This is a genomic window from Lacipirellula limnantheis (genome assembly GCF_007746075.1).
Classification (GTDB): domain Bacteria; phylum Planctomycetota; class Planctomycetia; order Pirellulales; family Lacipirellulaceae; genus Lacipirellula; species Lacipirellula limnantheis.
Genome location: NZ_CP036339.1, coordinates 3,521,929 through 3,545,529, shown reverse-complemented (window position 1 = coordinate 3,545,529; position 23,601 = coordinate 3,521,929). Strand labels below are relative to the sequence as shown.

The window sequence follows — 23,601 nt, the reverse complement described above, 5'->3', positions numbered from 1 at the left end:
CGAGCCAATTACAAGTACGATCCAATTGCTTGTAGCAATTCTCCTGTGAGCACAACATGAAGCGTCCGATGCCTTGGGCCGCCGCGGTAGTTGCCATTGGCAGAATTCTCTGCTGGGTAGAGTAAAGCGCGGTCAGGTCCGTCCATCCCATTGCGAACAGGGCCGCTCAGCGTGGCCGCAAGCAAATAGGGCCATTCGCTCGGCAGCAGCATCCGACGCTCCCGGCGTCGATTCGCCTCGGGGCTTGGTTTGCTGACGCTCGCCAGCGGATCGCGCGGCAGCTTCTCACAAGTAACGAGCCAGCGCGTGAAACTCTTGGCGGCGCCGATGGCCGCTTGCACCGTGCGGGCGCTCTTGCCGGCGTCCGACAGCCCGGCCGCATAGTGCGCCATGCGTTCGGCCGTGAATGCCGCGGCTGTCTCAATCCCCTCAACGACGCAGCGCCGAATTCAATCGGCCGTGGGGACGCTAGGTCACAGTCGCACGACATTCCATGCAATATTGCCAGGCGACTAGTTCGCAGTCTTCGCGAGGAAAGGGGTGGGAGGCGTTTCAAAATCCCTGAGCGAGGCAAAAAGGGGACCGTTTATTGAAGCGACGGCGCCACTTATTTATTAATCCATTCCGGAGGCGGCTCGATCTCGGCGGCCGGTTCGTGTCCTGCATCTTTTCGCCCGCTCCCTGCCAGCCGGCTAATGGCGCGAACGGTCATGTCTTGATCACACACAATCTGACAACTAAGCCTGATGCCCGACAAGCCACGTGCCGCCAGCACGTCACGCTCGGCAACTGTCATCCGAGCGGGCTCGCCGGCGACAAACTCGACCCGGCAGGTTGTGCAGCGTGCATTCCCACCGCAGGCATGCAGTTGATCGATTCCCGCGTCTTGCCCGAGAGCAAGCACTAGGCGCTTGCCTTCGGTGACCTCGAATTCGCCGACCCCTTCTACGACTAGCTTTGGCATTGATGGCTCCCGACAGGTGTTCAGGAATGGCAATCGCATTGTTCCAAGCCATCTAGATGCGGGCAAGTCGGGGCGTCGCCCCATGACGATCCGTACGGCCGGCGGGCGCCACCCCGTTGGGCGCGGGTGATCGATTTCGACCGGTTTTGACCCGCCGCATACCGTGCGTCGTCAACCCATGCTTTTGATGGCACTGGCCCGGCGCTCCGGAAACCCATCTCCGCGCCGCGTCTGGCACTCGGCAGCCGTTCTGGCCGTAGAAACACTCCGGCAAACCAACGTATTTGGAACCGGGCTCGCAGCGTGCACGTGCGGCCCTATTCGCGTGATGCGGTCTAGCTCGGCAATTCGACGATCCGCGCTCGTGACCCATGTCGGTTCGTCCTGGGTTGCTTCGGAGCTGCCGATTCTCTGTCCGCTCCGACGACAGGGGCTTAAGATTGAAGCAGCCTGAGGCCATCCGTTAGAATAGGCAAGCTGCTTACTGAATGTTCCCTTCAATATGCAGGGCTTACTGAAGAAGTTTCTGTCTAATAACAAGTTCGACAACAAAATAACCCGAAAACCACACAACCAACCAAAAAAACACAAACTATGAAAACCGAGTTCACCTACAACCGCCTTAACAAAGACGACTCAGCCGTTCTTTTGGTCGATCATCAGTCTGGATTGACAAATCTTGTTCAGGATTTCTCGCCTGACGATTTCAAGAACAATGTCCTCGCCTTCGCTGAATCCGCCAAATACTTCAAGTTGCCGACTATTTTGACCACAAGCTTTGAAACCGGTCCGAACGGTCCTTTGGTTCCAGAGTTAAAGGAAATGTTTCCTGACTCACCCTATATCGCACGTCCCGGACAAATCAATGCCTGGGACAACGAGGATTTCGTGAGGGCAATCAAAGAAACCGGAAAGAAGCAGTTGATCATCGCGGGTATTGTAACAGAAGTCTGCGTGGCATTTCCCGCCTTGTCTGCTCGTGAAGAAGGATATGAAGTCTTCATTATCACTGACGCATCAGGAACATTCAACAAAACCACCAGAGACGCAGCATGGTCACGCATGGAAGCGGCTGGATGTCAGTTACTGACATGGTTTGGCGCGGCTTGTGAGTTACACAGAGATTGGCGAAATGACATTGAAGGGCTTGGCGCTCTCTTTTCCAACCACTTGCCATCTTATCGCTGCCTAATTACGAGCTACATGGCAGGGCTGAACGCCGCAAAAAAATAAGACATCGAACAGACCGATGGACTTAACCACGGGCAATGCCACACTTTTTGTGGTGAGCACGGTTGCCTCTACCCGTTCAGGCACAGAGGCTGCGAAGACGAAGAGCAGCCTCAGCGCCTTCACTCCCGCCGGTTTGATGGCGGCCGCCGTTCCGCCCGTGGCAAGTCATCGGGGACGTTCGGCGGCGGAGGGCATGCAACAGGATGAGCTTCGACATCCACTGCCACACCTGTAACTTGGGCACCCGGACGGCTAAGCGGAAGAACCCGTTCACCGGCAATATGCAGTCGGTGCCGGTGGACGACGGGCTGACCGACGCCGAGCGGGCGGCCGTCCGAGAGCTGCTCAAGTCGGCGGGCGCAGCGAAGCCCGACGACTTCGGGTCTTACGCGGTCGAATTCAAGGACGGCGGGTCGGCCGAGGTGTTCGCGTCCGAGTTGGGAAGTTCCGAGCAGTGCGACGGCCTGATGGCTTCTGTGCACGGCGTGACGCCGGAGCTTGTCAAGTTTCTGTGGGACTTGTGCCGCGCGGGAAACATGTCCGCCACTCCAATCATGGAGGACGAGGTGGTGGTCGTCGTCTGCGAGGAGCAACGTGCGCGGGTCCAGGGCCGTTGGCCGTCTGCGGTTGTAATCGGCTCGCCCGACGAATTGAGTCGGCTCATCAGCGGCGGCGTGGCGGCGTGGCAGGCGTACCGGGATCAGGTTGTCGGGGAGTAAAGCACGCCGAACCAGGCGCTGCAGCAGACGGCGGGGCATGATTCGTTTTCGTAGACCATAGCTCGCCGGTGTCCCGCCGCTGCTGAGCTGGGTCGTTCCCCGACGTATTCAGATCAAACTACAGCATCGACCTTTTTCAAATGACCAAAGTCATTGATTCAATCCAGTATCACGTTTGGTCGGACGCGCTGCACGCGAGGGAACTCGCTCGCCAGACCGAGAATGAATGGGACCGCGGTGCTTACGTACGGTGGGCGATTCAAACGGCGTGGTCAGCGTTTGAAAACGTCTGCACAGATACGCTCCAGGCGTCTGGCCTAGGAATGCGATTCAAAGAACGGTTTGACGCGGCAGTTGACGCTCAAGGGCTTCAACGCGTCAGCTGGGGGCACGGTATCTGGCAGCAGCTTCTTGGCGTCTACAAGACGAGAAAGACCTTTGCGCACGTCGTTCCAGCCATCTCCCATCAAACGCTGCTCTCGTCAGTATCTGACGCGGAAAACGCTATCTCCGTACTTCGTGACGGAATCAAGGCAGTTCTTGACCTTGCAGGCCACCCGCATCCCGTATGGGTCAACGACGACAACGACCGTGGGTGGTACGGACCGCGCGGTGGTGGAGGATTAGTGGCCAGCCTGACCGCAGTACATGCTGGCGCAGATGAAAACGACGACCAGGTGATTCGCATCGCCTATGTGCTAAAAGGTAAAGAGCATGTATGCGAAATCGCGCCTCCCGGTGCGGACTACAGAGCTTTACTAGATCAATTGACTGTCAATTTAAACGTTCCAGTCGAAAGAATCCGAGCGTATCGCGGACAAGAAATGATTGTTGAGGAATCTCCAAATCTTCGCTAGAAAGCGGGGTCCAATCCAATGCACCCGAGCGGCGAAGTCGGGCGTTTTGAAGTGGTCATTCTTTCGTCGCCGCCGGGTGATTGGTGACGTTGGGCGTCCGTTTGACGGCGTCCTCACATCGGCAAAGGCGCTCCAAGGGAAACCGACTCCTCCCCAGGTTTATCCCAATATGACCTGACGGCGCAATTCACCGCATCCCCGGCCAGGTCATCTCTCTAATGATGCGCTCTCTATGATAGGGTCGCAGCTAACCGTCTCGTGGAATGCCTCGCCCTTCCCATATGGAGTTCAGGGATCTTGGGCAAGAGCCAATGAGGTGTCAGATTCCCCTGAGGAGCTCAGCCAGTTCCTGTGGTGAGTTGACCACAGTATCGGCCCCGGCCGCCGCGAGGCGTGCGGCGCTCTGGTGGCCCCAAGCGACAGCGATTGAGCGGACGCCGACCTCGCGGCAAGCACGCACGTCGCTGACGGCGTCGCCCACAAGGCAGGCTTCATCCGGCTGACGCCCGAGTTGGTCAAGCGCCGCAGAGATCTTCTCACTCCGGGTCCCTGGCTGCTCGACCGCGATGAGGACATCTACGCACGCATCCAGTCTGTGCTTCCCGAGGAACTGCAGTACGGCTCGGGCTGGGCTGCCAGTGACAATGCCCACCTGACCGCGCGCCGCCGCATCCCGGACGACCATATCCATCCCGGAGAAGATCGGCGGCGGGGCGGGCCTGCGTTCGAAGCGGGCCATCGTCCGGCGGGCGAACTCCTGCGCCCGACCGGTAGGGACGCCGATCCGCAGGGCGAAGTCCACAAAGGACATCGTCTCCAGAGCGTCGAGGTCGGCCGCCGTTGCTTTCCGCGGGTAGCCCATTTCGGCGCAAGTCTCGCCAGCGAAGCGCAGCATGTCTGCCAGGGTGTCTGCAATGACACCGTCGTAATCGAAGAGTGTAGCCAGAAGGGAAGCCATGCCCAGATCTCGTCGAAGGCTCATTGTCACCCGTCCCGTTCCGATGCGCAATGCCAATTCCAGCTGCAGCGGGGACATCTCCTGATTCCTCTCGAAGGCCACGCAAGTGGTCACTTCCCCTGTCTCCCGCGGTCCACTCGGCCGCCCAACAACTCGCTGAAGCCGACTCGGCCGGCGGGCGAGAATGCAGTCGCGACTGGCCTTCCCAGTTCCTATACAATGGAGCTGACAAGCCCGAGCCGCCGAGCGGCTTAGCTCGAGGCCGTTAGCTGCACAAGGAGGGCGTGACCTTGGTTGCGGAGAAGTGCTCTCGGTCGGTTCGTCCTCGACGCCGAAGTTGCGTCGGTGTTTCACTCTGGGGCAGGTTAAGTGACTACTTAGACTACCTGATGTATGGTCCTGGATACTTGCCGACGTTGAGCAACTGATTCCAGGTCGGGGAGTACGTCGACTTGAGAATTCCTTGTATCTCATCGGTCGTTAGTTTTTCGCACCATCGGTCAACGGTGGCTATCATGTCAAACCATTCTGGAAGTCCGTCACGCATGGCAGGCGGGACCCACAGTAAAAGTAATGGTACAAGTCCCACATTGTGTGCGTGACCGCCAGCGACTAAATAGAGTTCACTTTCTAGCGGGAAGCCTGGCACGATTGCGCGAAGTGTTTCCGGACATACTCCGTGAAGTTTATTTCACGGTCGCAGTCTGCGGCAACAGCTAGTGGTGGAGTGAAATCGACGACAGTGTAGTCGCGGCCACTTGTGTCCCCTTCTAAAATGTATCCAAACATGATGCACGACGCGTCAGGTGCTGACCAATGTTTTGGTGGCCGAACTAGTTTCGTCAAGGACCATGGAGTGACGGTAGTATAAGGTATTGATGAGCGTGAGTCCGCACTCAGGTAAGCTGCCTCGGCTTCATCGGCCGACGCATCGAAATTGCACAGGAGGGCGTGACATGTGTCGAATAGTGCGGACGCCTATCCGACGCCGACCGTACCGCGGGTCACTGAAGTGCCATCAACTCGTTGGCGTTCCTTTTTGTGGATACACACCGGAAACCGACCCGTTCGTGAACCGCGCGGCGAAACTCAAGAACCCGTACGATTGACGGCGCCATCCGCGCGTGCCACGACTCATTTCCGCGGCCGGCCTGACGCGCGGTGGCTGATCTGACCGCAAAACTCGTCATCAACCCAACGATTTTCGGGGGGCCGAAGGCGAGGCTTGCGCAGCGCAGCAAAGGAGCTTGTGTGGCGTGGCTCCAGCCGTGGCGATATTCGCAAGGTTCAGGAACTCCTCGGGTACCGCCATGTGACCACAACGCAGGTCTACGATAAACGGCGGAGGACAACAAAAGAGTCGGCTAGTCACGACGTGCCGATCTAGGCGACTATTAAGAGCTGGTCGGCAGAGTGGCATCAGATGTCATGCCAAGTGATTTGCGAGCTCGTGCCCGCCGCGCAGGGCACCAGGTGGAAAGACCAACTAGGGCGGAAATTGGGGCTCCGTCTTTCATTTGTGCGATGAATCGCATTCTGAGTAGTTGACTGCTGTCAGTACTTAGGTACATTGCCAGGCTGAGATTGAGTCTCAGTATCTATTTGGAGACCGCTGCCATGGGCCGCCGTCATGCATTTACGCTGGTCGAGTTACTCGTTGTCATCGCAATTATTGGGGTTTTAGTTGCTCTGCTGCTGCCGGCCATTCAGGCGGCTCGCGAGACGGCTCGGCGGGGCCAGTGCCTAAATAACCTCAAACAAATCGGGATAGCCACTCAGAACTATCACGATACTTTCGGGCAGCTTCCCCCGAGTTTCGTTACGCAAGTGGCCATGCCGTTTGATAGCTGGAGCATTCAAGCCCGGCTATTGCCCTATCTGGAACAAGGGAACATTTTCAAGGGCATCGATTTCAAGGTCACTTATAAGGATCCCCGCCAGGTCGTTAACGGGCAACAAATAACGTCCTTGCCCGTGTCAGTGTTTCGCTGCCCCTCCGAAATTAACGTCAACCAACGAGTTGACGGCAGCACGATTTGGTCGCCCCTTAACTACGGAGCTAATCTCGGTACTTGGTTAGTTTATGATCCTGTGACGCAAAAGGGCGGCGATGGCGCGTTTGCAGCAAACGGCACGCACGGGTTCGATGGCGTTACGGACGGAACGAGCCAAACCTTATGCTTTACCGAGATAAAAACGTATCAGCCTTATTTCCGTGAGAGCGGGACGCCGAATGAGGCGAACGCGCCAATTCCATCGGACGCGGTGACGGTAATCGGCTACGGCGGGAGCTTTAAGCCGGACAGCGGTCACACGGAGTGGACGGATGCGCGAGCACACCAGACCGGCGTGACGATGGTTTTTACGCCAAATTCCATCGTGACCTATTCAAGTGACAGCGGCCCATACGACGTCGACTTCACGAGTGCGCGAGAAGGTCACAGTGCCACCAATAGAACCTACGCTGCGGTTACCGCACGCAGCCATCATCCGGGTATTGTAAACGCGGGACTACTGGACGGCTCGGTGCGTGCTATCAATGACGAAATCGCCATTCAGACTTGGCGCAGTGTCGCGACCCGCGCCGGCGACGAAGTGGTGCGCGAGTTCTAGCCCCTTAAGGCCGGCGTGCGGCGCTTTAGCAGTTGCGGGCACAGTTACTTTCTCACATGCGCCCGTTACCATTCCGTCGACATCCTGCACAACACGTTCGGTCCAGCATGGCACAGAATGTCGCAATCCAGCTTGCGTGCCCAGAGAGAAAGAGTTCTAACGGCGTCTTGTCGCCCCGAGTTTTTTAGCAGAGACGAGCGTTTCGGCGAGTGGGTCGGGGACGCGTGAGAAGACGAAAAACGCGGGTCGCATGGCCTCGTCTAGCTACCTTGATCCTCCCTTCTAGCTTACCCATCATCACTTCTGATTCCGGCCGACCGGCTGCGCGGGTGCCAGTGCGAATACTGCGGTTCCTTAACCGGCCGACCCTTATGATGCTCCTCCCGGGAATGCTGGCGATGTGGCCGTGTCTAAATTCATGAGTGCGTGAGAGGCGCCGAAATCGGACCGTTTTAGAAACGGTGCCGGATCTCGCAAAAGCGGCTGCTGGTAGCGAGCGTTGAGACCGTGTGGATCGTGGAACGCATACGATAATTGGATGTCAGCGTCAATGCTTCACGTCGCCGGGAGACTCGCACTCCGACTGTGTGATGCGGCTCCGCCTTGTGCCGTCTCCAGATGCTCTGACCAGTGAGTGCCGTCGCGTATCGGGGCAATTCTAAGGAAGCGCGATTCGGATGTTCCCTAGGTACAAGTCAGTCGCTCACGCGATAGACCTGCACTCGTCCCCACGCTCCCCAGACGCCAGCGTTCCTGCGGGGTTGGCCCTCCGCAGCACCGACCAATAGCGATGTCCCGTCGGGTGCGAAGCGGGTCTGGGTAATGCGATTCTTGGAGTCAAATGAATCTGCGAGATTCCCGCTGACGGCAGAAAAAATCCCCGCGTTCCAGTTTCCCTGCGCCTGGCGTCCCGCCATGGCAAAGTAGTCGCCCCGGGGATGCCAAGCCAACGCTTCCATCAGACCGGCGCCGCGCTCGCCATCCAGAATTTCACCGAGTTTGTCGCCCGTGCGCCAGTCCCATCGCTGCCAGGTCATTTTCCCGTTCCCCGCCATGGGGTCCTGCATCGGCCCCATCCCGCAGCCGAGGATTGACCGGCCATCTGGCGAGAACGCGAGGCAGTAAATCCCGCCGCAGTAGTGGTGCGTTTTCGTAGAACCCCACGAGGTGAAGTCGGGCGAATTCCAACGTGAGACGCCGACCTCGGTCTCCGACGCGGCTTGAGCCCCATGCACATTCCACACGCACACGTCGCCCATCATGTTGCCGGCGGCGAGATGGCTGCCATCGGGGCTAAACGCGCAGCTCAATACAGGAGGCGTATGGCTGAACGCGGAAACCAACTCGCCGGTAGCCGTGTCGAAGATCTTCACGGACGGCTCAACTTCCGCCGACGGCTCATACTTCCAGCCGCCGGGAAGATATTGTCCTGTCACGCTTGCCAAGCGGGCGCCGTCCGGGGACAAGGCGGTCCGCCAGCTCCAAAAGTTGTGTGCGCGAATGCGCCGCCAGCAGGCCCGCGTTGACGTGTCGTGCCAAAGGAGCATCCCATCGTAGCCGCTTGAGATCAGCGTTCGACCATCCGGCAGCAGCACGCATCCGCTGGCAAAGGACTGATGACGCTCTTCGAATGACTCAACTTCTCCCGAGATAGGATTAACGGCGTAAATCAATCCGTCGGCGCATGCGACGAAAGCCTGGCGGCCATCGGCTGCGACAGCCAAGCCCAGCACCCCCGTGGGGAGCGTGACGTCGTGCGCTTGGGTGAGCTTCATAGATTACGCCAGAATCTCGTGGATGGGTGCCGCCTCGTCCTCGACGCGATGGAACGTCGGCATCCCGGGCAGGTCGTATTCCTCGTATGGCGACAGGCCAAGCGCCGTGAAGATCGTGGCGAATAGGTTCTGTTCGTTGTACGGCTTCTCGATGACGTCGACGCCGTCAACGTCGGTGGCGCCCGTGACTACGCCGCGCGTGAGCCCGCAGCCGGTCATCATCAAGCTCCACGCATCGGGGTAGTGGTCGCGTCCGCGCGCCGCGTTCATCCAGGGCGTGCGGCCGAACTCGCCCATGGCAATCACCAAGGTGGAATCCAAGAGCCCGCATTCCTCGAGATCGGAGATCAAATGGAACAGGACACGGTCGAGTTCGGGCACGAGCATCTGATGGATCTCGTGCTGGAGGATGTGGTTGTCCCAGTTCATGCCGTTAGCGACCATGACGAACGGCGCTCCATTTTCGACGAGGCGCCGCGCTATGAGCGCATGCTGAGCGAAACTCCCCGGTCCGTACCGCTCGCGGTCTTTCGCTGGAAGTTTGTCGACGTCGAAGAGATCGGCGCACGCTGCAATGCCTTTTAGCTGCTCGAAAGCCGCATTTTGGCTACTCGCGATTTGACTGTTGCGTTCGCGTTCGAACTTCGTCGTCAGAAACCTTCGCAGCGTCTCGCGGGATTCTCCGTCGTGTTGCGGAAGCGCGTCGCTCGCTTCGTGGAGAAATCGAGAATAGTCGCCGCCGAAACGAACTGGCGCGTGCTTGGCGCCGAGCCACCCCGACCAATTCCCAGCCTTGAACGCTTCGAATTCGTTCCCACCGGGAATCGGGTCCAGGAAAATGAAGTTCGGCAACGGCGAATCCAGCTGCCCGACCGCCTGCGAGAGCACGCTGCCGAGCGTCGGTCGCGTGAACCCGGCTCGGTCGGGGTTACCCCGCTGCATCAAATTGATGGCCTGCAAATGCTCGGGCTGAGACGTCTTCATGCTACGCACGACATTCAACTTGTCGGCAATTCCCGCGCACCGCGGCATGAGCGACGAGAAATGCACGCCTGGCAACCTCGTAGGAATGCTGCCGAACGGACCGCCGCTAGGTCGGCCCGGTTTCGGGTCCCAGGTTTCAAACTGACTGGGAGCGCCGCAGAGCCAGAGGAGAATACAGTGCTTCTGAGCTCGCTTGGTTTCAGAGGCAAAAAGCGGGTTGCCGAAGAGGCCCGCAAAGCTTGCGGTGCTCGCCAGAGCGCCCCCCGTGAGACCTTTGAGGAACAATCGCCGATGCAGGCGGTGGTCGTCAGGACGGCATTGGCCAGGCGGCGTGATGGTGGCTCGGTTCATGTCGGTTAGGGAGTAGTGAGGAACTCCGCGCTCGTAACGAGGGCCCAAAGCAAATCTCCCGCGCCGCCGTCGAGCGCGTCGGCCTGCGATGCAAGAAACGCGAGTGCTTGCATCTGCTCTTCATCGTCCGGCCGGCGCTGAAACGCCGCCATAAATGCTTCGCGGACTCGCGACTCCTGATTGTCGACGTGAGCGAGTCGCTCCACCGTGTTGCCCGTCGCCGGCTTGAGCAGTTTCGCCAGGTCTTGCGACTCTGCGAGAAACTGCGCCTGCTGAAATGTGGCATTGTAGTCACGCGGCATGACATCAGGCATCGCCGCGATCACCTCGCGCCGCAGGACATCGTCATCAGGGGGCAAGCCGCAAACAATTTGCCAGGAGCGGGCAATCTGCTCCGCCGTCAACGGCCGTTCCAACGCGCGGGCGAACGCCTCCGGAGCAACTGACCGATCTGCCCCCGCAGACAATCCGTAAACGCGACTTAGCACGACGCCGCCTATTAAGCGACGCACGTCATACTGGTGGGCGGCAAAATCATCTGCCAACCACGCGAGCAGCTCGGGATGACTAGGCGCATTTCGATGGTTCATTTCATCGACGGGGTGCACGATGCCCCGGCCCACCAGCGTCGCCCACATCCGATTCACAAACGCGCGGGCCAGCAAGGCGTTGTCGGTAGTAGCGCGTTGGGCAAATGCCGCGCGACGAGAGAACTTCGGCACCCTCACGGTGGCGTGGGGATCGACGTAATTCTCGTCGTGATCTTCTTGTTTGTCGCCGTCCGCGGGCCAAGCCTCCTCGACGACCTCGCCGGTCAATAAAGCGACTCTGGCCGGTTGAGATTCCTTCCGCAAGTTCGTGAAATTTACAAAGCCGCCGACAGCGGACTCTTCCACTTCGGAACTGTCGCCGGCGTTCTTACTGCGATTGAACGCGGCGACTAACCCCCAGTAGTGCGCCTGCTTGATCTCGCGCGCCAACGGATGGTCATGACACTGCGCGCAGTCAATTTTGGTTCCATAAACGATCGGCGCTACGGCTTCCGCGATTGCCTGGTGATTGTCCCGACGCTCGTAAAGGAACCAGTTGGCGCCTTTCGCGCTTGGCGATTGAGGCCGAGCGACGAGCATCTCCCGCACGAACTCGTTCCAGGGTCGGTTTTCGCGGAACCCAACTTCGAGAAACGTCCACCAGCCGTTCTCCCGGCGGCGATCCTCCGAATTGCCGCGTTTGCCGCGACCCATCAGAAACACGTCCCACAACTCCCGCATGTGGACTGAAAATGCTTCGGATGCGAGAAGTCGCTCCACTAGGTTACGACGCTTGTTCGCACCGGAAGCGTACAAGAACTCATGGAGTTCGTCGGCGGTGGGAACTCGCCCCGCTAGATCGAGGTAGACGCGTCGACACCAAGTGCGATCGTCAGTCGGAGACGCGGGCGTCACGCCTCGCTGCTCCCAGCCCGTCTCGATAAACGCATCGATGGCTTCGGCGGGCGAGGAAAAAACGCGTGGGTTGGCCGATGGCGGCTGATTCTCCCGGCCGGCGTCCTCCGCCGAATCTCTTCCCAGAGCCAGGATCCATTCGCTGACATCGCTCCGCTGCCCCTCGGTCAGCTGCTTCTCCGGAGGCATGTGGGGATCGGAGTCGGGCGCCAGGTATTGATAGAGGGGGCTGTTCTCTGGGGCGCCAGGTACAACAGCTTTGCCACCGGAACCGCCGCGCGCCACGGCTTCCGGCGTGTCGAGATTTAGATCGCCGTTCTGTTCGAGCGGGCCATGACACTTAACGCAGTGCATGTCGAGCAGCGGCTGAATTTTCTGCGTCCAGAGTCGAGCAGAGTCCTGTGCGCTGGCCCGCGCGCCGCACACGAGGACGATGACCAGAACCAGCGCTGAGTGACCAATTCTAATCATCAGCATTGCGTCTTCAGATCGTCAACGAATGGTGCTTGACTCTCACGTCAGCGAGCTAGAGATAGAGATAGGCTAAAGCGCCCAGCGAGATTTCGCAAGTTGCCGGAAGTCTTTGACTGCCATGGCCTCTGCAACGGCAGCGAGCCCCAGATCCGCACAGCTCTCTAAGGAGCCCAGGGCAAAGAGCGGACCACGTAACGAGGGCCGCGTGCGAGGCTCAGCGCTGCTCAACGGTAATCGCCATGACAATCGGCGCGGTCGCGTCCGATCCCTTGATGAGCTCGACGCGGTCGATCGGTGCGCCGTGCTGCGGTTCAACCTTCAAGTATCGGACCTGTTGTCGACCCAACGAAAAGGCGAGCTTCGACTGGGGCACGTTGGCGTCACCCAGATAGTCGGCGAAGTGCACGCCATTTAGCAACGCATGATCCTCGGTCTCCCCATCGGCGTAGTGGAGGCGAACGATCATCGACTGAGACCCCGCCTCCGTGGCGGGAAAGCCCCAGCCGCTCACGCCGCCGAGGAAATGGATCGCCTTCGCGGCGACGCCGCACGGCAATTCGACCGAGGCCGGCATCGTCGGCGGCGTCGTGCCGTGATCGCCGTGGAGCATCACGACGTTCCGAATGCGGCCGGCTTGCGGGTCGATCGGATAGAAGGGAACGCCGTCGACCTGTTTCTCGCCCCAATCCGCGAAGACGAGCCGCTCCTCCTCGGCGTCGAGCGAGTTGAACATTCCTTGCGCACTGGAAATGGTAGCCACGCGCAAAAGATCCAGCGGCACGAACCGAGTCCGCGCGGCGAGGTACTCCAGCAAATCGCCCAGCTCGACGCGAGAGAGCTGCTTCTCGAACCCCTCAGGCATCAGCGAGGTTCCGGAGCGAATGAATTGCTCGATGTCTTCCCGCAGAATGGCGTGGCGTATGCCTTTGGCATCGACCAACTCGATACTGGCAGCGGACTCGCCGGCGAGCATGCCGCTGATCACCACGCCGTCGACGAGCTGCGCGACGTACGACACATAGTTGCCCTCGACGTCGCGGTTCGGGTCGAGCAGATGCACCAGCAATTGCTCCTTCCCGTGGACAGCCATGCCGCTCAGGTCGGGGCCGATCGCCGCGCCTTCGCCGCGGAGCTTATGGCAAACGGCGCAGCTCTTGGCGAAGATGGCTTTGCCATTGGCGGCGTCGCCGACGACCTGCGCCACGGAAGCCAGCTCGGCAAGCACCTGCGCGCGATCGCTGGAAATGTTATCTCGACTTCTTGCCAACAACGCGCGGGCCCGTTCGCGAAGTTGCTCGCTGGGATGGGCGATCAGCCGCTGCTTGTGGATGAGTGACAGTTCGCTGGCTTGGATCGCGCCTTGGTCAATTGCGTCGAGCAGGTCCGTCGTGAGCTCGGAGCGGCTGAGCAGCAGATCAAGCATAGACTGGCGCAGCGATGGAGCGAGCATGACGGCCCGTTCGATGACGGCGGGGCCAAGCGTCGGCGTCCGAGAGTCTTGCAACGCCTGGAACAGAGCCACGCCGAGTTCCGGCGGCGTCTGCGGCGTGAGGAGTGCGAGGAGCCGTTGGGCGACCGCGACGTCATCGGGCTGCGCCGCCACGGCCAGGCGGGCGGCCTCTGCGCGGGCAGCGACGGCGACCTCGCCATTCTCCGCTTGCTTGCATAAAGCGTCGATCAGCGCGTCGAGGCGCGGCAGCGCGGCGGCGGCCCCGCCGCTTGCCAGGAGCTGGGCGAGGCGGACCTGACTTTCCAGCGTCATTCGTTCACGAAGTCTTTCGATCGCTTCGGGCGCATGATCGTCGAGCCAAAGTGCAGAAGTCGGCGGCCATCCTTCTTGGAGCCCCATAATCGCCGCGCCCGCAAACTGCGGATCGGCGTCCGCGAGAGACGCCAGGACGCGAGTGACGTTTGCCGCCACGCTGGTACGTGCAAGGTGATTGGCGACGGTTCTGGCGACCTGCTGCTGCTCGTCCGAGGATGTTCGACCGGCAGCGGACGTAAGATAGGGAGCCGCGTGCGCCGCGGCGGCGCATGTCGCGGCGTCTAGCAACCAGCGGTCGGCGGCGTTCTCCGCATTGGCGACGAACTCGAAAATCGCGAGGCCAGCTTCGTCGCTGGACTGTTGATTGGACAACGTCAGGAGCGACTGCAGACGCACTTGAGGGGCGGCATCCTGTAGCAAGCCGGCGGCAAGAATGGCCTCTGTGGAATCTTCAGCCGTTGGCAAGACCTGTACCGCATTACGGCGCACGCCGGCCGCGGGATGGCGAAGCGCCGCCGTGACGGCTGCGAGAACTACCGGATTCTTGGCGTGAATCGCGCCGAGCCCATGGAGCGTCCAGAGCGCATGGATGGCGCCGACGTTCAGGTCGAGTGCGTCAACCGACTGATCATCAACCAATTCTAGCAACTGTCGTACAACGTCCTGCTTGCCTCTTTCGACAAGCAGCCGTTGCGCGTGACGCCGCCAGAAGAGGTTGTCATTCGCAAGTGTCGCGACCAGTTCCTGCGGCGACGCCTGAGAGAGGTTGAGCCGCTGGGCAGGCGGCGCTGCGTCGTACACGATGCGGTAGACTCGGCCATGAAGTTTGTCCCGCAGGTCGGATTCGTAAGCGGCGCCCTTGCCGGTGACGAATCCGGCGGGCGTCGGATTGTGCTGTACGATGTAGTTGTACCAGTCGATGACCCAGACGCAGCCGTCGGGCCCGACTTCCGCCATCGTGGGAGCGGTCCACTCGTCATCGCTAGCGAGCAGATTGAACGGGCTTGCAGAGCGGAACCCGGCGCCGTCGGCGCGAAGTACGAACGTCCCCACGAGATGGCCCGTCGGCTCGCACACGAAAGCCGTGCGATTCCAATACTCTGGCGGATAGGCGCGGGCGGTATACAGGGCGTGACCGGCGGCGGCGGTGTGGCCGCCGTGGTGGTCAACTTGCCGCACCTTCTTCGTAATCGGCTGGATGCGATTGCTGTCGGCAATTCCGGCGAGGGTTAACTGCGGGGTCCAGCCGCGGACCCGTTCGTAGTAGCGATTGGGAATCGGCAGGTACTCGCTAGGATTGCCGTTGGCGGTCGAGCCGAAGACAATCCCCTCTTCGCTGACGCCGAGGCCCCAGGTGTTGTTGTTCGTGGAGCGGACGAATTCAAAGTCCGACCCGTCGGGGCGAAAACGATGAAAACCTTGGGCAAACGTCACTTCCTTGTCGCCAAGGCGGATGGTCGACTTGTTGTACCCCTGCATTCCCCAGATCCAGTTATCAAGTCCGTATTGCATATTGCTAGCGCCGCCATGGGTATCGCCGATCGTCCAGCCAGCCAGCAGCGTGCGGCGTTCGTCCGCGCGATCGTCACCGTCGACGTCCCGCAGAAACAGCGTCTCCGTGCCCGTGTGAACGATGGCTCCGCCGCGCGTCAGTGAGATGCTGGTCGGAATGCTCAGACCTTCCGCAAAGACGATGAACTTGTCGGCGCGGCCGTCGCCGTCCGTGTCCTCGCAGATACGGATGCGGTCGCGGCCCTGGCCGGGCGGCTGCAGCTCGTTGGGATAGTCGATAGACTCGCCGAGCCACAGGCGTCCGCGTTCGTCCCACGTCATGCAGAGGGGCTTGCCGCCCAGATCGGGCTCGGCAGCGAACAACTCAACGTGAAACCCTACGGGCACGACCATGCGAGTGAGCGACTGCTCCGAGGCGAGCGGCTTCTGCATCGTCGTGAGCGGTGCGCCCTGCGTGCCCCACGTCTCGCTGGCGACATAGTTGGGGATCTTGGCGCCGACCTCGACGTAGTCGAACGGCGGCGGGCCCGCGGGAAGGCTCGTCATCTGGGGTACGGGAAACTTTACGCCAACGGGCGAGCGCACTGGCGGGACCGCCTGGTCAGCTGCAGCCGTGATCTGAACGAACGGGCATCCGCAGGCCAGCGCGAAGGTCAGAGAAAGCAACAGAAGAGGAAAGCGTTGCTCATGCGGCCCAAAGTAGGAACTAACGCGCGCAAGGGACATCGGTATCTCGCCGTCAGGGTCGCAAAGCAGAAGAGATCGCCGCCAGACGGGAATCGTCGCCCGCTACCCAAGATCATATCAGCTCGAATTGATTGCCGGTACCATCCTAAGCAGAACGCGGGCGGCGAACTGCCGGTCGATGGCTACACATTTAAAGAGCATGGTGCATGGGACGAATGGGGGGGCCGGTCTGCTCGAGTCCGTCCTTCACCGGAGCAGTCTAACCGCACGCCGCGGCAACCTCACTCGCATCGCGACCTGTTCAGAAATTCGCTGCAGTCGCTAAACTAGAGCTAGCGCCAGACAGCGACAAGTTCACGACGTTGGGCGCCTCGCCTTCTTTGAGGAGTTACCGAGTTGAATCCGACCAACGTGCAAACCTGCCGCATGACGGCAATTCTGCTGCTAATTTCCCTCGGATATTGTTCGAGCCTTGTCGCGGAAGAGCCGGTCGAACACTTCGAGAGCGACGTTCAAACCACGACCAAGCCTTGGACCCATCTCAATTTCGACAACGACCCGCAGAACTTCAAGTTCGCAATCGTGAGCGACCGCGCTGGCGGCGTTCGACCAGGCGTGTTGGCCGACGCTGTGGGCAAGCTGAATCTGATCCTCCCAGAATTCGTGATGAGCGTCGGCGATTTCATTCCCGGAAATACTGCCGACCGAGCGCAGCTGCAAAAGGAGTGGGCCGAGTTCGACGCCGAGCTCAAGGATCTCAAGTCTCCCTTTTTCTTCGTTCCCGGCAATCACGACATCAACAATGGCGTCCAGCGCGAGGTCTGGAAGGAACGATCGGGCGTCCCCTTTTATTCGTTCGTTTACAAGAACGTCCTCTTCCTTGCGCTCGACACGACTGGCGAGAAGGGCGACATCGTTCCCGACTATCAGGTCGAAGCGATGCGCCAGGCGCTCGAGAAGCACCCCGACGCCCGCTGGACGTTCGTCTTCATGCACCATCCCCTTTGGCTTTACGATAATCCCGCCGGCTTTGCCCAAGTCGAAGAACTGCTCGTCGGTCGCAAATACACGGTCATTGCCGGACACTTCCACCGCTACTTGCAAGAGGTGCGCAATAACTCCAACTATTATGTCCTGGCGACGACGGGCGGCGGCAGTCAACTCCGCGGTCCGCGCTACGGCGAATTCGACCATGTAACGCTGGTGACCGTCACTGACGACGGCCCCGTGATCGCAAATCTCCGACTCGACGGCATCCTCCCCCACAACGCCACGACGCGGGCCGATTACGAGGCGTCCGAGGCGCTCATGACCGGCGCCGATTTACCCTATCTGCTCCTCACCGATGACGAGCAGAACGTCTCCGCGGGCGCCCTGTATCTGACCCTGCGCAATCCGGCGGAACAGCCGCTCCAGGTAAAGGCTAGGTTCATGCACGACCACGAGGTTCAGATGAACCCCAGCGAAATTGACGTGATCGTTCCCGCCAAAAGCGAGAAGGAGGTTGTTGTGGCGGTCAAGGCGACGCGCCCCGTGCCGACGGACAAGCCCGTCCTGCTGCAACTCCACTGGCAGATGGGATTCGATCTGACCGACAAAGAAGGTCTGTCACTCAGCGGTACAAAGGACGTGGCGCTACGCCCCAGCAGCGTTGATCTTATCCGCACAGTCGCGCCGGAATTCGAACAACCGCTCCTGGTGGCGGCAGCCAAACCGCCGCAAGGTTTTACGCTCCGCTACACGACTGACGGCAGCACGCCGACGACTTCGTCCGCGGTTTACGACAAGCCGTTGCCGGTCGACGCGGCGACCACGATCAAGGCGAGATTGTTTAATCCGCAGGGGCTCGGCACGGCAACGTCGCAGCGGTCCTACCGGCCCGTTGCGGAGGGTACGGGGCTCCGTTACCGCATTTACCAAGGAACATGGACGCGCATCCCGAACTTCCGCGATTTAACGCCCGTATTCGAAGGCGTCGCCACCGATCTGAACGTTGAGTCGCGACAACTCAGGGCCGACAATTGGGGCATGACGTTGGAAGGGAGTTTTCCCGTCGAAGCGGATGGCGAATATACGTTCTATTTGAATTCGGATGACGGCAGCAAACTGTTCGTCGACGACGAACTCGTCGTCGACAACGACGGCGATCATAGCCTGCTCGAATTGAAAGGAGCCAAGCAACTGACGGCTGGCAACCATCAGATCCGCATCGAATTCTTCGAAGCGGCAGCCGAAGCCATTCTGGAATTAGACATCGAGGGTCCTGGCCTCAAGCGGCGCTCCTTCCCGATGGACAAGGCCTCTCACTAAAGCGCCATTTCAATCCTCGCCCAGTAGGTTTTAGATCGAGGCAACGGCTCGATGGCGGTGAAACGTCTTGTGGAGGCAACCGTTTGCCAACTACGGTTTGTTGATCGGAATCTGCGCACGGATACGGCCCCGCATTAGGCAGTTTCCTACAATGACAACTGCCCGCAGCTGACGTAAAAGTCAACGCCTTCTTTCGGCCCCTTCGAGCCAGGCCAACGGAAACTTGGCGAAGGTTAACGTCTCGATGTCGCTCTCGTCGCCGCACTCGTATAGGACCCCGATATTCCCGTCTTTCAGCACCGTTAGGCACGAATAGCCGCACGGTCGTGGATCGAGCAATCGGCCGGCCGTCCACGTTTTTCCGTCGTCGGCGGAGGTACGTATGGTGAGCGCGACCCGCTGCGTTGCGGAGTTGGGGTTCGAGAATAGCAGCGGGCCTCGGGGGTGCCTGACGAGGCTCGCCATGCAGGTTGGATCTGGCGTCGTGAACCACGGTTTGCTCCACGTGCCATTGGCGAGTTCGTCTCTCAAGGTAAACTTGGCCCAGGCCCGTTGGCCGCCGTGCGATTCGTCACGCATGCTCAGCAGCAACGAGCCGTCAGCGAGTTCGGCGATTTGAGCTTCACTGGTCGGCGGCTCGGCCGCTATCGCTGGCGGGGAAATTGCCCACGAATCCCCGCCGTCCGAGCTCATGATGAAACACGAATGGGGCGTACCTTCCGCGTCGCGAAATTGGGCCGCGAACGCCAGCGCGCCGTCGCGAAGCTGAATTCCGTTGCCCGGACAGGTAAAGCAGAGTCGCCAGCTGGGGTCGCGGCCACGTATCTTCTCGGTAATGTTCGTCGGCGTCGACCAAGTGATACCGTCATCGCTGCTTCGAGTAATCACGAGCTGCCCCGTCTCATCGGGGCTCAAACCCGGCCCCGAACCGTTCCAGGCACGGTTCCCCTTTGACCACAAGCCAGCGACAAAGATTTGGCCGGTTCTCTGATCCACCAGCACGGCGGGATCGCCTACGCCGTTTCCGCTCGCGCCCTTCTCCTGTCGATCGAAATCGAGGACGAGCTGCATCGGGCTCCACGTCTGGCCATCGTCTGAGCTGCGCATCACGCCGATGTCGATGTCGCCGGGCAGGTCGGCGGAGTCTTCGTGGCGGACGTCAAACACGGCGATCAACGCACCGGTGGGGGTCGCAACCAGTCCCGGGATGCGATAGGTGTGAACCCGTCCCTCTCCTTGGCGGCGGAGGACCGTGCGGAAGACCTCCTCCCCTTCGGGCGGTGACTTATCCGCAGCAAGGACGGAACCTAGAGAAAGAGTGTACCCGCAAACCAGCATGCCAAGGCGAATCGCTACGCCGATACGGAGGTGACGCATTTCGGCCGCTCCTAAGCTGGTGTCTACCGCCCCCAATGACGCCCATACTCAAGCACATTAGCGACGCCGAGGCAACCGTTTGCGTTGCAATAAGTGCAATCGGCTGAGGTAAAGCCCTGCGAAAGCTCTATGCCTCCATTAGTCAGGCGATCCAATCGAGACCCGCCTTCGCGGCGCTGCATTGGCGTTCTACCGTCGCAACGTGCCTGATTGCCAGTGTAAGGCTGCTTGAAGCTTTGCCCAACGTTCGATTTCTTCCGGCATCAGCAGCAACACCGCGGGTGGCTCGCGCTCGGGGATTTTCCGGACGCCAACGCAGTCAAGCAACCCGCAGACAGCGTTTCGTTCGTAGATTAGCGGCCCCATCAACCGGGATTCAGCGACGCCACCACGCTTGCGGCCGCACCGATCAGGACCATCCAAGAGACAAGTTGCGTCGCTTCCAGACCATAAACCGTGCCACGAGCGCGCCGAGTGGGCTCCGACGGGCTACGAGGAAGACTCGTTTCCCAACAAGCGGCTGCTACGAACAATACCACGCGGAGCAGCGGACTGCACACGAAAATCACCGGGGCGGCGACCGCCTCAACTCTTTTGAGATCGAACTCGTTGCTAGCCATCCTCAGTTCGTGCCGCGATGAAATAATCGCTATACTGGGGCTACCCTATGACGGCTTCAGTGGCGGCGAAGCCGTTAGAACCTGCTGCGGCAGGCCTTCCAGGTTCCGATGGGCAAGTTGCTTGTCTGAAAGGAAGTCATGGCCCCCGCAACTGCCGTTGTCAGATGATCGCATCCCGCGACCGCCAGTGAACGCCAAGCGACCCACGCGAACCCTGGTTCCGGAGTCCCCGAGAGTCGCCAAGTCGGGTGCCAACGCGACGCACTGACGCCATGATGAGGACGGAAAGCATGTCTTGCTCGATGCGTACACTGGCAATCATCTGCAGCATGGCGCTAAGCTGTCCGGTCAGCGCCCAAGAAACGCCCCCCACTGAACTCGCCGATCCCGGCTTCGCCGCTCACTGGCCACAGTTTCGCGGCCCCAACGCGCGCGGAGTGGCGAATGAGGCGAACTTGCCTGACCGTTGGTCGGCTACAGAAAACGTCGTTTGGAAAACTGATGTTCCAGGACGTGGTTGGTCATCGCCGATTGTCTGGGGGAATCGACTTTTTCTGACGACGGTCGTCAACACTGGACCGACGGAAGAGCCGAAAAAAGGACTTTACTTCGGCGGCGAGCGCAAAACCCCGCCGGACGATGTCCATCAGTGGACGGTGCTGTGTCTGGCCATGGACACCGGCGATGTCCTCTGGAAACGAGTCGTTCACGAAGGGAAGCCTGCAAGCTCAATTCACCTGAAGAGTAGTTTCGCTTCGGAGACGCCAGTGACGGACGGAGAGCGGGTCTACTGTCTCTTTGGCAACCTCGGCGTCTACTGCTTTGACCTGGAAGGGAACGAACTGTGGCAAGTTCCCATTGAACCGCGAACGACTCGCGCCGGCTGGGGGACAGCCGCATCGCCGGTACTGCATAACGGCCGACTCTATCTCGTCAACGACAATGAAGACGACTCTTACCTTGCCGCACTGAACGCTAAGACGGGAGAACAAGTTTGGCGAACGCCGCGGGATGAGGATAGCAATTGGGCCACGCCGTATATTTGGGTCAACGAGCTGCGCACGGAGATTGTGACGGCCGGAACCGGAAAAGTGCGGTCGTACGACCTTGAAGGCAACTTGCTTTGGTCGCTTGGCGGCATGTCGAGCATTACGATTGCTACGCCGTACGAGAACGACGGGCTGCTATACATCAGTTCCGGCTATGTGCTGGATCCGCGACGTCCCATCTTTGCGATCAAACCGGGTGCGACTGGCGATATCTCGCTTGCTGAAGGAGCTACGTCGAATGACTTCATTGCCTGGAGCCAACCGAAGTCTGCGCCGTACAATCCGACGACGCTGCTTTACGACGGCAGGATTTACGTTCTCTACGATCAGGGACTGATTGCGTGCTTTGACGCCAAGGACGGCAAAGCGTTATACGCCAAGAGACGACTTCTCAACGGTCGTTCGTTCACATCGTCGCCATGGGCCTACAACGGAAAAGTGTTCTGCCTCAACGAAGATGGCGTGACTTCGGTCATTAAGGCCGGAGACGTGTTCGAAGAATTGGGCACGAACCCTCTCGCCGAAGATGACATGTGCATGGCGACGCCGGCCATCGCAGACGGCCGGCTGATTATTCGCACGTCAAAGCGCGTCTACTGCATCGAGTCGCCGACGAGCAAAACTGAAAAATGACGGATCTTCCCTTCGAATTGCCCTCCTCGCCGAGCGATACTACCGTCTACGGTGACGCGAGGCTGGCAACCTTCGTCGATTCTCAGCGGAGACCGCCGCGCGTTGGAATTTGGCCCAAGTCTGCCGAAGACTCGCTCCAACTTGGGGCATGCAGTCGCAGCGGCGATCGCATCGAGAACTCATCCGTCACAGAGTTCGTCGCCGGCGGCTGGGGCAACCGTCCTCTGGTCGGCCCCGAGTTTCATCACGCGTGCCAAGCCACGGTGCCGGGCACGTGGAATTCCTAACACATGACATACTGATCCTCGTGTGAGACCGATTCGCTAACGCCTCCAACGGGGCAGTGAGAACAATGATGCGATTGGACAGACTCTTCGCCACGTTAGTCGCGTTGTTCGCGTGTCCGTGCGCTTTCGCGGCCGCGGCCGAGGAGCCGAGTTATCAACAGCATGAAAACGTCGTTTACGGCGAAGCGGACGGCGTTGGTTTGGTGATGGACGTGTTCACTCCTCGCGGGGAAGCCAATGGCCTGGGCGTCATTGACGTCATCAGCGGCGCATGGCATTCCGATCGCGGCAAGATTCGCGATCATACCCGGGCCCAAGTCTTTGAGATTCTCTGCGCTCGGGGCTATACGGTATTCGCCATCCGTCCGGGCTCCATCACTAAGTTCAGTGCGCGTGAGATGGTCGCCAACCTCAACGGCGGAATCCGTTGGGTCAAGAATCACGCCGACACCTACAAAATCGATCCCGGCAGGCTCGGCCTGATGGGGGCCTCGGCGGGCGGCCATCTCGCCTGCTTAGCCGCCGTGACGGCGATCCCCAACCAACCCGCCGACAGCGACCATCCCGAACTCATCGGGACGAACGTGCGGGCGGTCGCAGCGTTCTTCCCGCCGACGGATTTTTTGGACTTTGGAGGACGAGCCGTCGATGCGCGATCCGATGACGGTTTTGGGCAGGTGATTCGTCGCTTGGCATTTCCTCAGGGGCTGAGCAATCAATCGGAGGCCGAAGTCGCCGAGGCGCTCAAGCAGATCTCTCCAGCCCACCTCGCGTCGCCCCAATCGCCTCCCTTTCTCTTGATCCATGGAGACGCCGATCCAGTGGTTCCGCTGCAGCAATCGCAACGGATGCTCGCCGCCTTGACGGAAGCTGGCGTTTCCGCCGAACTTGTTGTGAAACCCGGGGGCGGCCATCCTTGGTTGACGATGGATGAAGAAGTCCGCGTCCTTTGCGATTGGTTCGACCGACAGTTGGAGCCAAAGTAACG

16 protein-coding genes are annotated in these 23,601 nt (G+C 60.0%); 7 read left to right on the top strand and 9 right to left on the bottom strand.

Translation table 11 applies throughout. The features are described from left to right. Nucleotides 1-8: 8 nt before the first annotated feature. On the bottom strand, nucleotides 9-392 hold the full coding sequence (locus tag I41_RS13650; protein ID WP_145433218.1) for a site-specific integrase: 384 nt from the start codon (nucleotides 390-392) through the stop codon (nucleotides 9-11). A gap of 215 nt (nucleotides 393-607) precedes the next feature. Continuing rightward, nucleotides 608-964 (bottom strand): 2Fe-2S iron-sulfur cluster-binding protein, encoded by a 357-nt coding sequence (locus I41_RS13645; protein WP_145433217.1) that lies wholly within the window; start codon nucleotides 962-964, stop codon nucleotides 608-610. Nucleotides 965-1,558: 594 nt separating this feature from the next. Between I41_RS13645 and ycaC the strand changes: the two genes are divergently transcribed. The 3 genes from ycaC (at nucleotide 1,559) to I41_RS13630 (ending at nucleotide 3,773) form a co-directional block, all read left to right on the top strand. Continuing rightward, nucleotides 1,559-2,197, top strand: coding sequence for an isochorismate family cysteine hydrolase YcaC (ycaC, locus tag I41_RS13640; RefSeq protein ID WP_145433216.1), 639 nt, complete (start codon nucleotides 1,559-1,561; stop codon nucleotides 2,195-2,197). A 203-nt stretch (nucleotides 2,198-2,400) separates the two neighbouring features. After that, nucleotides 2,401-2,916 (top strand): hypothetical protein, encoded by a 516-nt coding sequence (locus I41_RS13635; RefSeq protein WP_145433215.1) that lies wholly within the window; start codon nucleotides 2,401-2,403, stop codon nucleotides 2,914-2,916. A gap of 140 nt (nucleotides 2,917-3,056) precedes the next feature. Then, nucleotides 3,057-3,773: a hypothetical protein gene (locus tag I41_RS13630; protein WP_145433214.1), complete on the top strand. Its 717-nt coding sequence runs from the start codon at nucleotides 3,057-3,059 to the stop codon at nucleotides 3,771-3,773. Nucleotides 3,774-4,092: 319 nt separating this feature from the next. Here the strand turns inward: I41_RS13630 and I41_RS27265 are convergent, their stop codons facing one another. Both I41_RS27265 and I41_RS28295 read right to left on the bottom strand, forming a co-directional pair. Beyond that, on the bottom strand, nucleotides 4,093-4,809 hold the full coding sequence (locus I41_RS27265) for an HAD family hydrolase (protein WP_168206897.1): 717 nt from the start codon (nucleotides 4,807-4,809) through the stop codon (nucleotides 4,093-4,095). Between the two features lie 304 nt (nucleotides 4,810-5,113). Then, on the bottom strand, nucleotides 5,114-5,248 hold the full coding sequence (locus I41_RS28295) for a hypothetical protein (protein ID WP_261342419.1): 135 nt from the start codon (nucleotides 5,246-5,248) through the stop codon (nucleotides 5,114-5,116). Between the two features lie 1,100 nt (nucleotides 5,249-6,348). On the opposite strand from I41_RS28295, the gene I41_RS13620 reads away from it, so the two are divergent. Continuing rightward, nucleotides 6,349-7,344: a DUF1559 domain-containing protein gene (locus I41_RS13620; protein WP_246133666.1), complete on the top strand. Its 996-nt coding sequence runs from the start codon at nucleotides 6,349-6,351 to the stop codon at nucleotides 7,342-7,344. A gap of 695 nt (nucleotides 7,345-8,039) precedes the next feature. Here the strand turns inward: I41_RS13620 and I41_RS13615 are convergent. The 4 genes from I41_RS13615 to I41_RS13600 all read right to left on the bottom strand — a co-directional run bounded on the left by I41_RS13615 (nucleotide 8,040) and on the right by I41_RS13600 (nucleotide 16,196). Next, nucleotides 8,040-9,119: a WD40 repeat domain-containing protein gene (locus I41_RS13615; protein WP_145433212.1), complete on the bottom strand. Its 1,080-nt coding sequence runs from the start codon at nucleotides 9,117-9,119 to the stop codon at nucleotides 8,040-8,042. A gap of 3 nt (nucleotides 9,120-9,122) precedes the next feature. Next, a complete protein-coding gene (locus I41_RS13610) occupies nucleotides 9,123-10,454 on the bottom strand; it encodes a DUF1501 domain-containing protein (protein ID WP_145433211.1) in 1,332 nt (443 codons plus the stop codon). 5 nt (nucleotides 10,455-10,459) lie between these two features. Further along, the gene (locus I41_RS13605) at nucleotides 10,460-12,370 is read right to left on the bottom strand and encodes a DUF1549 domain-containing protein (protein WP_168206896.1); all 1,911 of its coding nucleotides are present in this window, start codon (nucleotides 12,368-12,370) and stop codon (nucleotides 10,460-10,462) included. A 217-nt stretch (nucleotides 12,371-12,587) separates the two neighbouring features. Further along, a complete protein-coding gene (locus tag I41_RS13600; RefSeq protein ID WP_168206895.1) occupies nucleotides 12,588-16,196 on the bottom strand; it encodes a PVC-type heme-binding CxxCH protein in 3,609 nt (1,202 codons plus the stop codon). Between the two features lie 537 nt (nucleotides 16,197-16,733). Between I41_RS13600 and I41_RS13595 the strand changes: the two genes are divergently transcribed. Beyond that, nucleotides 16,734-18,647, top strand: a complete 1,914-nt coding sequence (locus I41_RS13595; protein ID WP_145433208.1) for a PA14 domain-containing protein — start codon at nucleotides 16,734-16,736, stop codon at nucleotides 18,645-18,647. A gap of 180 nt (nucleotides 18,648-18,827) precedes the next feature. Here I41_RS13595 and I41_RS13590 read toward each other — a convergent pair whose 3' ends face one another. Then, nucleotides 18,828-20,024 carry a sialidase family protein gene (locus tag I41_RS13590; protein ID WP_145433207.1) on the bottom strand — a complete coding sequence of 399 codons (1,197 nt, stop codon included), beginning with the start codon at nucleotides 20,022-20,024 and terminating at the stop codon, nucleotides 18,828-18,830. A gap of 922 nt (nucleotides 20,025-20,946) precedes the next feature. Between I41_RS13590 and I41_RS13585 the strand changes: the two genes are divergently transcribed. Next, nucleotides 20,947-22,326: an outer membrane protein assembly factor BamB family protein gene (locus I41_RS13585; protein ID WP_246133665.1), complete on the top strand. Its 1,380-nt coding sequence runs from the start codon at nucleotides 20,947-20,949 to the stop codon at nucleotides 22,324-22,326. A gap of 355 nt (nucleotides 22,327-22,681) precedes the next feature. After that, nucleotides 22,682-23,599 (top strand): alpha/beta fold hydrolase, encoded by a 918-nt coding sequence (locus tag I41_RS13580; protein WP_145433206.1) that lies wholly within the window; start codon nucleotides 22,682-22,684, stop codon nucleotides 23,597-23,599. The last annotated feature ends 2 nt before the right edge of the window (nucleotides 23,600-23,601 follow it).

Coding starts and splice junctions, on each gene's coding strand:
- I41_RS13650 (WP_145433218.1), bottom strand. CDS start 392: ATGGCGCACTATGCGGCCGGGCTGTCGGACGCCGGCAAGAGCGCCCGC.
- I41_RS13645 (WP_145433217.1), bottom strand. CDS start 964: ATGCCAAAGCTAGTCGTAGAAGGGGTCGGCGAATTCGAGGTCACCGAA.
- ycaC (WP_145433216.1), top strand. CDS start 1,559: ATGAAAACCGAGTTCACCTACAACCGCCTTAACAAAGACGACTCAGCC.
- I41_RS13635 (WP_145433215.1), top strand. CDS start 2,401: ATGAGCTTCGACATCCACTGCCACACCTGTAACTTGGGCACCCGGACG.
- I41_RS13630 (WP_145433214.1), top strand. CDS start 3,057: ATGACCAAAGTCATTGATTCAATCCAGTATCACGTTTGGTCGGACGCG.
- I41_RS27265 (WP_168206897.1), bottom strand. CDS start 4,809: ATGTCCCCGCTGCAGCTGGAATTGGCATTGCGCATCGGAACGGGACGG.
- I41_RS28295 (WP_261342419.1), bottom strand. CDS start 5,248: ATGATAGCCACCGTTGACCGATGGTGCGAAAAACTAACGACCGATGAG.
- I41_RS13620 (WP_246133666.1), top strand. CDS start 6,349: ATGGGCCGCCGTCATGCATTTACGCTGGTCGAGTTACTCGTTGTCATC.
- I41_RS13615 (WP_145433212.1), bottom strand. CDS start 9,119: ATGAAGCTCACCCAAGCGCACGACGTCACGCTCCCCACGGGGGTGCTG.
- I41_RS13610 (WP_145433211.1), bottom strand. CDS start 10,454: ATGAACCGAGCCACCATCACGCCGCCTGGCCAATGCCGTCCTGACGAC.
- I41_RS13605 (WP_168206896.1), bottom strand. CDS start 12,370: ATGATTAGAATTGGTCACTCAGCGCTGGTTCTGGTCATCGTCCTCGTG.
- I41_RS13600 (WP_168206895.1), bottom strand. CDS start 16,196: ATGACGAGCCTTCCCGCGGGCCCGCCGCCGTTCGACTACGTCGAGGTC.
- I41_RS13590 (WP_145433207.1), bottom strand. CDS start 20,024: ATGCGTCACCTCCGTATCGGCGTAGCGATTCGCCTTGGCATGCTGGTT.
- I41_RS13585 (WP_246133665.1), top strand. CDS start 20,947: ATGCGTACACTGGCAATCATCTGCAGCATGGCGCTAAGCTGTCCGGTC.
- I41_RS13580 (WP_145433206.1), top strand. CDS start 22,682: ATGCGATTGGACAGACTCTTCGCCACGTTAGTCGCGTTGTTCGCGTGT.